At 49.5% G+C, this 12794-nt stretch carries 12 protein-coding genes; 5 read left to right on the top strand and 7 right to left on the bottom strand.

Going from position 1 to position 12794, the window contains the following annotated elements; translation table 11 throughout:
* Positions 1–89 precede the first annotated feature (89 nt).
* The 4 genes from SYN6312_RS07930 to SYN6312_RS07915 all read right to left on the bottom strand — a co-directional run bounded on the left by SYN6312_RS07930 (position 90) and on the right by SYN6312_RS07915 (position 3969).
* A complete protein-coding gene (locus tag SYN6312_RS07930; RefSeq protein WP_015124346.1) occupies positions 90–407 on the bottom strand; it encodes a hypothetical protein in 318 nt (105 codons plus the stop codon).
* 145 nt (positions 408–552) lie between these two features.
* Entirely contained in the window at positions 553–1536 is a 984-nt protein-coding gene (locus SYN6312_RS07925) for an META domain-containing protein (RefSeq protein WP_051020981.1), read from the bottom strand.
* Between the two features lie 148 nt (positions 1537–1684).
* On the bottom strand, positions 1685–2629 hold the full coding sequence (locus SYN6312_RS07920) for a bile acid:sodium symporter family protein (RefSeq protein ID WP_015124344.1): 945 nt from the start codon (positions 2627–2629) through the stop codon (positions 1685–1687).
* 5 nt (positions 2630–2634) lie between these two features.
* Positions 2635–3969 carry a TrkH family potassium uptake protein gene (locus SYN6312_RS07915; protein WP_041431305.1) on the bottom strand — a complete coding sequence of 445 codons (1335 nt, stop codon included), beginning with the start codon at positions 3967–3969 and terminating at the stop codon, positions 2635–2637.
* A 136-nt stretch (positions 3970–4105) separates the two neighbouring features.
* Here SYN6312_RS07915 and SYN6312_RS07910 point away from each other — a divergent pair, with 136 nt between their 5' ends.
* From SYN6312_RS07910 to SYN6312_RS07900, 3 genes are all read left to right on the top strand, one after another.
* On the top strand, positions 4106–4969 hold the full coding sequence (locus SYN6312_RS07910) for a methyltransferase domain-containing protein (protein WP_015124342.1): 864 nt from the start codon (positions 4106–4108) through the stop codon (positions 4967–4969).
* Between the two features lie 143 nt (positions 4970–5112).
* Entirely contained in the window at positions 5113–5313 is a 201-nt protein-coding gene (locus SYN6312_RS07905) for a hypothetical protein (RefSeq protein ID WP_015124341.1), read from the top strand.
* Between the two features lie 46 nt (positions 5314–5359).
* Positions 5360–5971 (top strand): alpha/beta hydrolase, encoded by a 612-nt coding sequence (locus SYN6312_RS07900; RefSeq protein WP_015124340.1) that lies wholly within the window; start codon positions 5360–5362, stop codon positions 5969–5971.
* Between the two features lie 27 nt (positions 5972–5998).
* Here the strand turns inward: SYN6312_RS07900 and SYN6312_RS07895 are convergent, their stop codons facing one another.
* Together SYN6312_RS07895 and SYN6312_RS07890 are read right to left on the bottom strand one after the other, a co-directional pair.
* Complete coding sequence (locus SYN6312_RS07895) at positions 5999–6445, bottom strand: anti-sigma regulatory factor (protein ID WP_015124339.1); 447 nt, start codon at positions 6443–6445, stop codon at positions 5999–6001.
* 178 nt (positions 6446–6623) lie between these two features.
* Entirely contained in the window at positions 6624–8168 is a 1545-nt protein-coding gene (locus SYN6312_RS07890; RefSeq protein WP_015124338.1) for a bifunctional pantoate--beta-alanine ligase/(d)CMP kinase, read from the bottom strand.
* 140 nt (positions 8169–8308) lie between these two features.
* Here SYN6312_RS07890 and SYN6312_RS07885 point away from each other — a divergent pair, with 140 nt between their 5' ends.
* Complete coding sequence (locus SYN6312_RS07885; protein WP_015124337.1) at positions 8309–9553, top strand: hypothetical protein; 1245 nt, start codon at positions 8309–8311, stop codon at positions 9551–9553.
* Positions 9554–9611: 58 nt separating this feature from the next.
* Here the strand turns inward: SYN6312_RS07885 and SYN6312_RS18275 are convergent, their stop codons facing one another.
* The gene (locus SYN6312_RS18275; RefSeq protein ID WP_015124336.1) at positions 9612–9986 is read right to left on the bottom strand and encodes a hypothetical protein; all 375 of its coding nucleotides are present in this window, start codon (positions 9984–9986) and stop codon (positions 9612–9614) included.
* Positions 9987–10073: 87 nt separating this feature from the next.
* Between SYN6312_RS18275 and SYN6312_RS07875 the strand changes: the two genes are divergently transcribed.
* Positions 10074–12734 (top strand): M1 family metallopeptidase, encoded by a 2661-nt coding sequence (locus tag SYN6312_RS07875; protein WP_015124335.1) that lies wholly within the window; start codon positions 10074–10076, stop codon positions 12732–12734.
* Positions 12735–12794 lie beyond the last annotated feature (60 nt).

Raw genomic sequence — 12794 nt, 5'->3', positions numbered from 1 at the left:
GGATATCCAGCCCAAAAACATAGCCAGAGAATCATCGTTCGTTTAAGGTTTCCCTGGCTGATAGTGCAAATTTTCCCAGAAACCATCCCCTAAACCAGGGTTTTGGCCTGGGCAGGAATTTCAGTTTCAAGAATGTCGCTGGGGGCCGGGATTGGGGAGGGGTTGGCCTGGGATTTTTGATGTTTCTGATATAAAACAGCCGCAACCGTGCCAACGACGAACAAACCACCACCCAGGGCTAAAACATTTGGCCAGGGAGCATTGGGGACTTGAAATGACCCATTAGCAGTGGAATGGGTGGTGTGGTAGCCACAGGCCCAGGCTGGAGACATGGGAGCCGCCCCAAAAGCCCCAACTCCTATCAGACTGGCAACGATTAATCCCTGTGATAAACGAGCTAAACCCATAGCCTACTCTCCCGGACATCGAGACAACGAATTACTATGGTTTTAACATATTCAGCTCCCCTTGGCTCTTAAGGAAACCTGAAGCTACAGCCCCAATGTCTGCGGGAATTAAGGGGCATCCTGATCAAAGGCTAGTGAAACTTAATTACCGAGATTGAAACACCAGTGCCAGTTGGTTTTGGGCATAGAGTCGCAAGGTGTTGCCTTGGATTTCATAGCGGGTTACCTTCCCCATAGCCTGGAAGAATTGAGATTCAATCTCTTGGACATTACCCTGTAAACAGGCCATTTTTGTACTGGCAGCGGGCCCCATCTGCAAAGAATTACCGGTTTCGCTAAAGCCCCCCGTAAATCGGTTGCAACCTCCAGAGCCGAAATAGCGTTTTTCAGTCGTATTAAACTCCACATAGGGGGGATTAGCTTTGACTTGGCCTGGTGGAATCATTTGGTTACCAATGGCCTGGAGATACCATTTGGGGCCAGCTAACTCCATAGACTGACTGGAGGTAGAAACTGAAGTGGCATTATTCTCATTGTTTTCAGTTGTTGTAACAGTAGTAGCAATTAAGTCGGGAACTTCATCAGGACGAATCCTGAACGTGACAAAGCTTTTCCCAAAGGGACAACAAAGCGGGTCTGTGCTGCGATAACGGGCAAACTGAACGTTAATTTCGGTACCACTGCTCAGATAAGGTGCATAAAGAACCCCATCACTACGGGAGTCCATTAGTACAGGTGAGAGCGTCCCCGCGTAACGGCCCTCCACATAGACAAAGGCCTGGAAGCCCATTGGCCGGCACATCCCATCAAAACCAGAGGTGGCTAAAAATAACTGGGTGGTGTCATAGGTTTGCAAGGGGCCAAACAATTTCCAGCCTTTGGCAACTACGGCCCGCTCCACATCAAGACTGGGTTGGCGAATCTGACTAACGCATTGGGCGATATTAATGGGAGGCAGGGGTTGCGGCAACTGGGGAAAATCTGAGGTTGGCCGATTCCAGTTGGTTAAGGGTTGATCTAGCCAAGAGGGAGAATCACTCGGGGCCTGGGCCAAGGCAGCCAAGGGAACCCAAGACAGAACCGTAGAAACCAGGCCAGTGATAGCTAAACGAAATGGGTGGGACATCATATCGGATCGGCAAAATTGAATAGTGTTATCGTGCTTTCAATCTATGACAGTTGGGGAGAGGAATAGGTTTCTGGGCGGCCGCCTTTGGTTATGACTTTGGTTATGAATTGTCACTCTAGGGTTTGCCGCTTCTATTTCTTAAACCCCTTTAGTCCCCATCCTGAGACTGCAGATGCCGATCCTGTTGACCGGCCCAGTAGTTAGCCAAGGTAATGCCAGAAATATTATGCCAAAGACTAAAAATGGCCGCGGGTAGGGCAGCTGTAGCATTGACAAATTGCGTCGCTAGGGCAACCCCCAGGCCAGAGTTTTGCATTCCCACTTCAATCGCAACGGTACGACAATCGGCTTCGGGCATCTGAAATAGGCGCGCCCCCCAGTACCCCAGTAATAAACCCAGGCCATTGTGCAAAATCACCGCCAAAATCACCAGCAAAGGTAGTTGTAAAATTTGGACCTGGTTCTGCCCCACAACCGTAGCAATAATGAGGGCAATCAAAAGGATAGAAATTGCCGGAAAAATATCCAAGATTGGCTGTAAACGCCGCCGCAAAAGTCGTCTGAGGAGCAAGCCATCTAGTAAGGGAAACAACACAATCCAAAATACAGACCCCATCAACGGCCCCAAGGCTAGATCAATTTTGGTGCGGGCTAGAGTATAAATTAATAGGGGTGTGAGGAGAGGCGCGAGCAGCGTGGTTGTTAGGGTTAAGACGACTGAGAGAGGCACATTTGCCCGGGCCAAATAGGTGATCACATTAGATGCTGTTCCCCCTGGACAAGCCCCAACGATGACCAGCCCGACAAACTCATCCCGCGGTAATTGGAAAAGTGTCGCTAATCCCCAGCCCAAAGTCGGCATAATCAAAAATTGCAGAAACACACCAATCCCCACCAAGGACTTTTTCTGCCAAATGCCTTGAAAATCTTTAAATTCCAAGGTTAGCCCCATCCCAAACATCACCAGGCCCAACAGTTGAGGGATATAAGTTATAAAGCCCGTAAACAGTCCCGGATACCCCAAGGCCAAGAGAGAGAGGGATAACGCCACCAGGAGGAAATAGCGTTCAATCCAGCCAATAACTGTTCTCAAGAGGACTAACCCACTAACAGATTTTCTTCGGGATAATGCACGGTCGTGGGTTTGGGATCCCCAATAATTGCCGCCATCAAGAGAAGAATTCCAACTCGACCCACATACATGGTGATCACTAAAATTACCTTAGAAACCAGGGACAAACTGGCCGTAATTCCCGTAGATAGGCCCACAGTGGCAAAAGCAGAAACAACTTCAAAGAGGATTCTAATGAAGTTAACATCCCGATCAGCAATGGAAATAATGATAGTTGCGAAGATGACGACTACGGCTGAACCGACTGTCACGGCCACTGCTTTCATGATGAGGGAGGGAGGAACTTGCCGCTCATAGAGTAATACCTCTTCTTTTCCTTGCAAGGTAGATTTGGTAATTCCCGCCAGGAGTCGGGCTGTTGTCGTTTTAATCCCGCCTGCGGTTCCCCCTGGACTGCCGCCAATAAACATCAAGGCAATGATCATAAACAGGGCTGTATTACTCATCGCCCCAATATCCACCGTATTAAATCCGGCTGTGCGGGCTGTCACGGACTGAAACCAGGCCACGAGAACTTGCTGTCCAAAGTTCAGATCAAAGTACTCTGGTGATGTTTTTACTTCAATCAGGAAGAGGGCAATGGTGCCAAAAATTAGGAGGCGAGTGGTGGTGGTGGTAACAATCTTAAAATTTAAGCTAAAGGTTAACAGGCCAGCCTTGTGATCCAGGCGATCTCGAAACCAGGTGTAAATTTCAAAAATCACTTCGTAGCCAATGCCCCCAAAGATAATGAGGGCGGGAATAATTAGATTAATCCCCAGGGAGGCCTGGTAGGAGATCAAATTATCACTAAACAAACTAAACCCGGCATTATTCCAGGCACTAATACTATGGAAAATTGCCAGCCACAGGCCATGCCCCCAGCCATATTGAGAGTGGAAGTTGAGTAACAAGAGAAAAATACCTGTAATCTCAAAGATCAAGGTTGTGGCGATTATCGAGTGGATCATTTGGCGGCCCCCATGCATCCCTTGCCGATCCAAGGCCTGTTGAATCGCCATTTTTTCCTTGAGCTTAAACTTTCGCCCCAGCAGGAGAATTAAAAAGGTGTTGGCGGTCATATAGCCCAGACCCCCAACTTGAATCAACGCCAGAATCACCACCTGTCCCCAAGTCGAAAAATACGTCCCTGTGTCCACCACGACATGGCCGGTGACACAAACCGCCGAGGTTGCCGTAAACAGGGCTACGATGGGATCATTCCAGGCCCCACTACTCGTAGAAATCGGCAACACCAGCAAAAACGTGCCAATGGAAATCACCGCCAAAAAACCTAAGCAGATCGTCCGGGGAATTGTCAGCATTTGGAACACCACCCAAGGGGCCATTGAAGATTAGCGTGCAATAGGATCCTCTGGGGCAAAATATCCACCTGCCTCCCCTGCCCATTCAGCCAGTCAGTTAAAATTATGCCGTTATCTCGGAGCAATCAAGCCAATGGCCCTATCCCTGGAGCAGAAAATTTCCGCCTTTTACGATCGATCCTCTGGCCTGTGGGAGCAAATCTGGGGAGAACATATGCACCACGGCTATTATGGCCCCACTGGCGAAACCCGCAAATCCCGGCTCCAGGCCCAAATTGACCTAATTGAAGAACTTTTGCACTGGGGAGAGGTTGAGACAGGGGCAGACATTTTAGATGTGGGCTGTGGGATTGGCGGCAGTTCCATCTACTTAGCCGGGAAATTTGGGGCCAATGTGACGGGCATTACCCTCAGTTCAGTGCAAGCGGGCCGGGGTCAATCACGCGCTCAACGGTTGGGATTGGCGGATCGGGTCAGTTTTCAGGTGGCCAATGCCCTAGAGATGCCTTTTACAGATAACAGTTTTGATCTGGTTTGGTCGTTGGAAAGCGGGGAACATATGGCTGACAAGACCCAATTTCTCCGGGAATGTTGTCGCGTCCTCCGGCCGGGGGGGAAATTACTCCTAGCGACTTGGTGTCATCGGCCGACCTTACCGGATTACCCACCCCTGACGGAAAAAGAAACGGAGCATCTCCGCCGGATTTACCAGGTCTATTGTTTGCCCTATGTGATTTCATTGCCGGACTATAAAGCCATTGTCGAATCCCTGCCCTTAATTCAGGTCAAAACCACCGATTGGTCTCTAGCCGTAGCCCCCTTTTGGCAGGATGTGATCACCTCTACCACCTCGCCCCAGGCCTTGTGGGGATTATTGACGGCTGGCTGGTCAACGGTGGAAGCGGCATTGTCTTTAGGGTTAATGAGTCAGGGCTTTCGTTCCGGCTTAATTCGCTATGGCCTACTGCAAGGGGTAAAAGTAGCTGGGGAAGCCTGAAATTTCGAGACACAGGTTAATGAAATTTATGCACATAGGACAGGAATCTTTAGAAAACGTAACCTACCATACGGAGTAAAGAGGATTTCTGGGCTAGGCTAAGGGGAATAGGGGTACTTTATGCGAGGCTCTTCGGAAAACCTATGATTGAACCATTACTGACCGTTACCCCCACCGCCTCGGATTCATCCCCGGTTTGGGCTTCTCTGAAGCGAGCCATTGCCCAGAGTTCTGGTTTCAAACGCTGGCTACAGGAGTCGGCTTTGCGGGCTGTCAAAGAGGCGGACTTAGATACCCAAGTGGCGGCCTATCTGCGGCAAACCCTAGAAACCTTAGCCTACTAAATCTTGCTTCTGGAGTGGCTGTTCCCGGTTCCATTATTGTTCCTCTATGACATTATCGTTCCAGGCCCATCCCGAGCCTCCCTTAACAACACCCGAGGGTTGGTTGATTCTCCTCCACGGCTGGGGGGCCAATGCCCAAGATTTACTCTCTTTCGCCCCAATTCTCGGTTTGGCTGGCTGGCAAATTTATTGTTTGGACGCTCCCTTCCCCCATCCGCAAATACCGGGGGGCTATATGTGGTATGACCTGACGGACTTTGCTAGTAAACCGGGCCTGGATACCAGTCGCACTGCCTTAAAAGATTGGATAGCGACGGCCCCCTTGGATTTATCGCGCACAGTTTTAGCTGGTTTTTCCCAAGGTGGAGCCATGACCCTTGAACTTGGCCTGGGATTACCCTTGGCGGGCCTGGTGGTCTTGAGTGGTTATCTCCATCCTCAATTGGCTTTACCGATCACGGCCCCACCGATCCTGATGATCCACGGACAAGCAGATCTAGTTGTGCCAGTTAACATTGCCCAGGCCAGTTATCAGGAACTCCAACAAGCCCAAATTTCCGTCAACTATCAAGAGCTAAACATGGGCCATGAAATTAATCTCGCGGCCATTCAAATCGTCCGGGATTTTATCCTCAGCTTGCCCTTGGCTAAGGGGTAGTTTTTGAATCCGTGACATCGCCGGAGCCTAGGAATTGAGCGTCGAAAGATAATGATGGCAGTCCTTCGAGAGGCTCAGTTCTGTCCCTTGAGCATTCCAATAGACTTCATCAAAAATTTCATACAAGATAAATAAGCCCCGCCCACCTTCAGAGGTTTCTTCCGGGAGCAAGTCTTCAATGAGGATTGGGTAGGCGGAAGGGGGATCAAAGCCAGCCCCTTGATCGGTGATCACCCAATGAATCTGCTCATCAATAATTGAATAGCGCACGAGGACAACTTTTTGCGGATTTAATTCATTGCCATGTTTGGCTGCATTGACGAGGGCTTCTTGGAGTCCCAGACGAACTTCTTCACGGTAGGCTTCCGGGACATGGGCCAGGAGTTTGTCGAGGACGGGCTGCAAATAGAGGGTTGAAGTAAAGGTTAGGGTACTCCATTGGGGAGCTTTAGCCAGATACATTACAGCAGTCATTGGTAAACGACCTTTGAACGATGAGCTTTTATCCACACAATCGGAGGATAGCGGGTACTAGGATTGTGAAAGAGTAATGGGTCAGAGTGTTCGCAAGTCGCATTAAAAGAAATTTACTGAATACCAGCTATGGCTAGATCATAACAAGCCCGCGAATTTACCACAAGAGAGCCAGAATTTAGGCAAGGGAAAACCGTACTTGATAGAGCCTGATAATTTCGGCGGTGACGGCTTCAATACTCAACTGATCCGTGACAATTTCAATGGCATCAGGGGCGGGGCGAAAGGGAGCGTAGGCACGATGTTGATCCGCATAGTCCCGTTGGCTAATGTCGGCTTGGAGTTGGGCCAGGCTAATGTCAGGGTTGCCTTGGGCCTGGAGTTCTTGCCAGCGGCGTTTGGCTCGTTCTTCCACAGAGGCTGTCAAAAAGATTTTTAGGCCGGCCTGGGGAAACACATGGGTACCAATATCTCGCCCTTCAGCGGCCACCCCACCATTCTGGCCCAGGAGTTGTTGTTGCTTGACGAGAATTTTCCGCACAGCAGGCTGGGCAGCGACTTGGGAAACATGGGCCGTTACTTCGGGGGCGCGGATGGCCTGGGAAACGTCTTGGCCGTTGATGAATACCTTTGGGGCCAGGCCCGGTTGAGATTGGGGCACAAATTCAATTCGACATTGGCTAATGGTATCGGCTACGGCAATGGGATCCCCTAAGTTTACCTGTGCGGTCATCAGCCACCAGGTTGCAGCCCGGTACATGGCCCCTGTATCCAAGTAGAGAAGCCCCAAAGCAGCAGCAGCTTGACGGGTCACGGTGGATTTTCCGGCTCCAGCTGGCCCATCGATGGCCAAAATTGGCGGACAGGCATCTAAAAGACAGTTATCAATCAGGCGGGTGGTGCCAAGATAGACTGCGGTGGCCAGCAATCCTTGGGTTTTAATCTCCCCTAGGGGCTGCATTGTATCGGGATCAACGAGGTCAATATAGTCAAGGGTCAGGGTCGGAACCTGTGCCAGATGTTTTTGGACGGTCGCAATCAGGGCGGCGCGATCACGGATTCCTTGGTGAAAGAGGGTTTGAGCCTGCTGTAAGGCCTGAGAAATGGCTGTGGCTTGCTCCCGTTCTAACTCAGTTAAGTACTGATTGCGAGAACTCCAGGCCAGGCCGGCTGACTCCCGGATAATTGGAATGGCGATGATTTTAACAGGAAGATTTAAGTCCGCGACGAGGCGGCGGATGATGGCTAACTGTTGGGCATCTTTTTGACCGAAATAGGCTCGCTGGGGTTTAACCAGATTCAAGAGTTTCAACACCACCGTTGCCACCCCAGTAAAATGACCCGGCCGACTCCGACCACAAAGGGCTTCCGTTAATTCCGGGGGCGGGATGACACGGGTGAGGTTGGCCTGGGGATAGAGCGCATCACGGTGGGGGGCAAAGACGAGGTCAACCGCAGCAGTTTGGCAGAGATCACAGTCTTGGGCCAAGGTTTGGGGATAACGGGCCAGATCTTCTTGGGGGCCAAATTGGAGGGGGTTGACAAAAATACTGACGATGACAATTTCACAGTCTTGGCGGGCCTGGCGGATGAGGGCTAAATGTCCGGCATGAAGCGCGCCCATCGTAGGAACAAAGCCGACGGTGGCCGATGTGGGCCAGGAAGCTGTCCCCAGGTTTTCTAAAAAGGCCTCCAGGCCAGCAATAGTTTTAACTACCCGCATTGGTTTAAACAACAAACAGCGCGATCAAGCCACTTTGGTTGGGGGAGACTTGACCCCTAGGTAGAATAGCCTATTCTTGCGATGCTTGCTTGGGGTGGGGTAACGTAAAACGAGATGAGGGGCCTGGGAGTCGTAAATTAGTGAATAAAAACTGGCTAAAACGTTGTGGCGCAATCGGGGTGGCGGGCCTGGGGGTAGGTTCCCTCGTGATGGTTCTTTATTCCCAAGCTCAGAGTGAAACTGTTCCTGCGGCCTCAACACCTTCTCCTGTCGAACCACCGCCCATCGAAAATCTCCCTACGCCAACTCTGCCCACTGCTGTTCCCCTACTGAAACCCGCCCAATCGACTTATACCGCTGTCAATGAATTTAGTCATAATACCTTTCAAATTGATAGTCGCCGCCTCTTTCATCCCCAGCCATTGCCCAAGTTACCGATTCGGACAGCCCCTTCAAAGTTATTGAGAGTATTACGAAATACCCGTACCTATTTTGCCCAATATGGCAGTTCAGATCCAGTGGTGCAGCGGGATGGAATTTTGGCGGCCCAAGGGGTGACAGTAACGGATGTTTTAAATACTCTCGATTTTATGATTGCAACCTTGACGGAGGACATTAGCAAAAAGCAACCGATTCGCCTCTTAGATAGTCAATTTATTAATGAAAATTTCCGAGTTATGGCCTGGAAGCCCTATAATCCTCGCAATCTCCAACAAACTGAAAAGTTACGTCTCACAAAATATGCGGTTTTTACCCACCGTGGTTCTCGTACCCGCACAGCGACTTATAACGTGGCTCTTTATGCGTTGCCCCCTAATGCTAATGAGGACTATTTCTATCGTCAATATACAAAGCAGCAGGTGATTGCCGGTATTTATGAGCCTGGGGGGCAGGAGTATGGACGTGTGCAACCGATTGCCTATTTAACCCGGTCTGCCTTTGAAGATGCGTTAATGCAGGGAACCATTTTAATTCAGTTTCCCGATGGTTCAGCCAGTTATTTCAATGTGGATCGGAATAATAATATTGCTTTTGTTAAGGGCCTGGACCCCTACCATCAAAAACGCTATTGGTATTTTCGGGAGGTTAAAGCGATTAAGGGGTATGGCAGTGAAATTACCAATAAAATTGATATTGAACCTGAAGTTACTTTTGCTGGAGATGTCTATAACATTGGCCTGGGACGGGTGATTCTTTTAGAAGATCAGGCCGGGGGGGGACATAAGCTCCGGTTAGGGGTGATTGCTGATACAGGTGGGGCATTTATTCCTAATTTATATCAATTGGATTTTTTGACTGGAGTGTTTCCAACCCGTCAGGATTTTCAGAATTATATCTATCAACTCCCGGAATTTGTTAAGGCATATATCTTAATTAAGAAGTAATGAGATTTTTAAGTCAATTTACTATTATATTATTTCAATATATATAATTAATCTTCTATCACCCAGGATAATTTTCAATTTCTTGGCAAATGGCCCGGAGTTTTACTTGATTTTCTGGGGTGGGATCAGCCAAGTAAGTTAGGAGCGCAATATCTCGTCTATCCTGGCGTTGCTCTCTCTCAATTTCTCGGTTTCTTGCTTGATCCTCTCGGTTTCGAGCCACGTTTCCATTGAACCACTTAAGGCCAAGATCCACCACAGCCACCAGGAGGGTTGCGGCAAAGGCCCATAAGCTCCATTCTCTGAAGACTTCGGGGGTGAATTGGAGTGAGAAATCTGCTGGCTCATAAAACCTCAATGCAGCGGTTACAGCAACTAAGACAGTTAGGAGCGTACCGGGTAGGACAGATAAAAAGGTTAACCACAGTTTCATCGTAGCCCGTGAGTCCCATAGCCCAGGATGCTCACATTCTAACTATCCACGCTACCCTGAAAAAGTGCTGTCTATTTGGCTTGAATCATGCTTGGTTCCGTTGAGCTTCGGTCGTTTTTAGATGGGGAAAGTCGGCCTTCATTTGTCTTGTCTGGTGCAAAACCTCACTACAACCCGGATCGCCCAGGCCAGGTCGAACACATTTTCCTAGACCTGAATTTAGACCTCCAGCAGCAGCAATGTTGGGGAACCTGCCAAATTCGCTTAAACCCCATCGTCCCAGGCCTGGAGCAACTCACCCTTGATGCTGTCAACCAAAACATTAAAGGGGTCTGGATTAACGACCAATCCGTCAACTATAGCTACGATGGCGAACAACTAATCATTGCCCTGGCCCACCCACCCACCCCCGGACAACCGATCACGATCAAAATTGACTATCATCTCGACCACCCCCAACGTGGCCTCTATTTTGTTCTGCCCAATGAGCATTACCCGCATAAACCAATCCAGGCCTGGACACAAGGGGAAGATGAAGACTCCCGGTTTTGGTTTCCCTGTTTCGATTACCCCGGCCAACTGGCCACTTCAGAGATTCGGGTGCGAGTCCCCCAACCTTATATGGCCATTTCTAACGGGGAATTACGGGGCGTAGAAGATCACGGCGACCACAAGATTTATCACTGGTATCAACCCCAAGTCCATCCCACCTATTTAATGACATTGGCTGTCGGGGAATTTACGGAACTCCAAGACAGTTGGCAGGGCAAACCCGTTACCTATTACGTCACCCCCGGCCGGGAAGCAGACGGACAACGAACCATGGGTAAAACACCACAAATGATTGAGTTTTTCAGTCAGAAATATGGTTACAACTACCCCTATCCCAAATACGCCCAAGTCTGTGTCGATGACTTCATTTTTGGCGGCATGGAAAACACCTCAACCACCCTGTTAACTGACCGTTGTTTATTGGATGAACGGGCCGCTCTTGATAACCGCAACAGTGAAAGTTTAGTTGCCCACGAACTGGCCCATCAGTGGTTTGGCGATTTAGTGGTGATCAAACATTGGTCTCACGCTTGGATTAAAGAAGGGATGGCTTCCTATTCCGAAATCATGTGGACAGAGCAGGAGTACGGAGCCGATGAAGCCGCCTATTATCGCCTGGGTGAAATTCGCAACTACCTCCATGAAGACAGTTCCCGCTACCGCCGCCCCATCGTCACCCACATTTACCGAGAAGCGATTGAACTCTACGACCGTCACCTCTATGAAAAAGGGGCCTGTGTCTATCACATGATCCGGGCGGAGTTGGGGGAGGATTTATTCTGGAAAGCCATCCATACCTTTGTCCAGGATAATGCTCACAAAACCGTTGAAACAATTGATCTATTGCGGGCCATCGAGAAAGCCACCGGCCGGAATTTAATGCCCTTATTTGATCAATATGTGTTTCGGGGTGGGCATCCAGACTATAAAGTTGTCTATCGTTGGGATTCTAAGAGTAAGTTAGCGGTTATTACGGTTACTCAAACCCAGGCCAGCAAGGAAGGTACATCTCCTTTAGAGCGAGGCTTATTTGATTTAGATATTCCCTTGGGTTTTGGTTTTGTAGCTGATAGCGGCGAAGTGACATCGCAAACCCTTTCTGTCCGCATCCATGAACCGGAACAAAGTTTTTATATCCCACTCCCACAAAAACCGCAATTTATCAGCTTTGATGTTGGCAACCACACCTTAAAAACCGTCACCTTAGAGTATCCCCTACCCGAACTCAAGAGCCAACTCAAACACGATCCCGAACCCCTCAGTCGGATCAATGCCGCTAAAGCCTTAGCCAAGAAAGGGGGCCTGGAAGCGGTGATTGCCTTAGCTCATGGATTAGAAATGGATCCGTTTTGGGGCGTGCGGGTGGAAATTGCCAAACAACTGGGAACGATCAAACTGGATCAAGCCCTCCATGCCTTAGCCATTGGATTACAGGATACTGAAGCCAGAGTGCGCCGGGCCTGTGTGGATGCGATTACCTCATTCAAATCCACGGAAGCCTATCAACTGATCAAAGCCATGGCGATTCACGGGGATGCCAGTTATCTCGTTGAAGCTGCGGCCTTGCGGGGAATTGGGGAGATTGCAGCAGCCAAACCGGGAGACAAACCGAAACCGAAGAAAGTCTTTAAAATTCTTGAAACTGCCTTAGAAGAACGCTCCGGTTGGAATGAAGTCGTCCGGGCTGGAGCCATTGGGGGCCTGGGAGCCTTGAAGGAATTACCGGAAGCCGTGGATTTAGTCCTAGACTATACGCAATTAGGAATTCCCCAACCCTTACGTTTAGCGGCGATTCGGACTCTGGGAACTCTCGGTAAAAGTCAAACTCCGGAATTACTAGAGCGGATTTTGAATCGGGTACAACATCTCAGTACAGAAAGCTTTTTCTTAACTCAAGTGGCGGTTATTTCTGCCCTCAGCCAAATGGATAGCTCCCAGGCCCTGGGTTTGTTGCGTCACATGGCTGAACAATGTTTAGATGGTCGAGTCAAGCGGGCGGCGGATGAAGGAGTCGCTAAAGTCCAAAAAGCCATCGGGAACTCCCAGGCCCTGAAAACCGTGCACGATGACCTGGCAGACCTGAAGAAACAAAATCAAAAACTCCTCAGTCGCTTGGAACAATTGGAAGCCCAAACTAAAGCCAATCAAACCGAAGACCCGAATACCCCAGTCGAATCCAATGGGCAAACCACTTAGACGTTCTACTCTGAGATCATGGGGAGTGATTTTGAGTTAATCGGCAAACTGACAGACATT

The sequence above is a fragment of the Synechococcus sp. PCC 6312 genome (assembly GCF_000316685.1).
In the GTDB taxonomy this organism is placed as follows: Bacteria; Cyanobacteriota; Cyanobacteriia; order Thermosynechococcales; family Thermosynechococcaceae; genus Pseudocalidococcus.
The sequence above is the reverse complement of the archived record's forward strand: the minus strand, read 5'-3'. Positions and strand labels throughout refer to the sequence as shown.

Excerpts from the sequence above, each read along its gene's own strand:
- SYN6312_RS07900 (WP_015124340.1), top strand. The coding sequence starts at position 5,360 with ATGACATTATCGTTCCAGGCCCATCCCGAGCCTCCCTTAACAACACCC.
- SYN6312_RS07905 (WP_015124341.1), top strand. The coding sequence starts at position 5,113 with ATGATTGAACCATTACTGACCGTTACCCCCACCGCCTCGGATTCATCC.
- SYN6312_RS07890 (WP_015124338.1), bottom strand. The coding sequence starts at position 8,168 with ATGCGGGTAGTTAAAACTATTGCTGGCCTGGAGGCCTTTTTAGAAAAC.
- SYN6312_RS07895 (WP_015124339.1), bottom strand. The coding sequence starts at position 6,445 with ATGACTGCTGTAATGTATCTGGCTAAAGCTCCCCAATGGAGTACCCTA.
- SYN6312_RS07910 (WP_015124342.1), top strand. The coding sequence starts at position 4,106 with ATGGCCCTATCCCTGGAGCAGAAAATTTCCGCCTTTTACGATCGATCC.
- SYN6312_RS07925 (WP_051020981.1), bottom strand. The coding sequence starts at position 1,536 with ATGATGTCCCACCCATTTCGTTTAGCTATCACTGGCCTGGTTTCTACG.
- SYN6312_RS18275 (WP_015124336.1), bottom strand. The coding sequence starts at position 9,986 with ATGAAACTGTGGTTAACCTTTTTATCTGTCCTACCCGGTACGCTCCTA.
- SYN6312_RS07930 (WP_015124346.1), bottom strand. The coding sequence starts at position 407 with ATGGGTTTAGCTCGTTTATCACAGGGATTAATCGTTGCCAGTCTGATA.
- SYN6312_RS07875 (WP_015124335.1), top strand. The coding sequence starts at position 10,074 with ATGCTTGGTTCCGTTGAGCTTCGGTCGTTTTTAGATGGGGAAAGTCGG.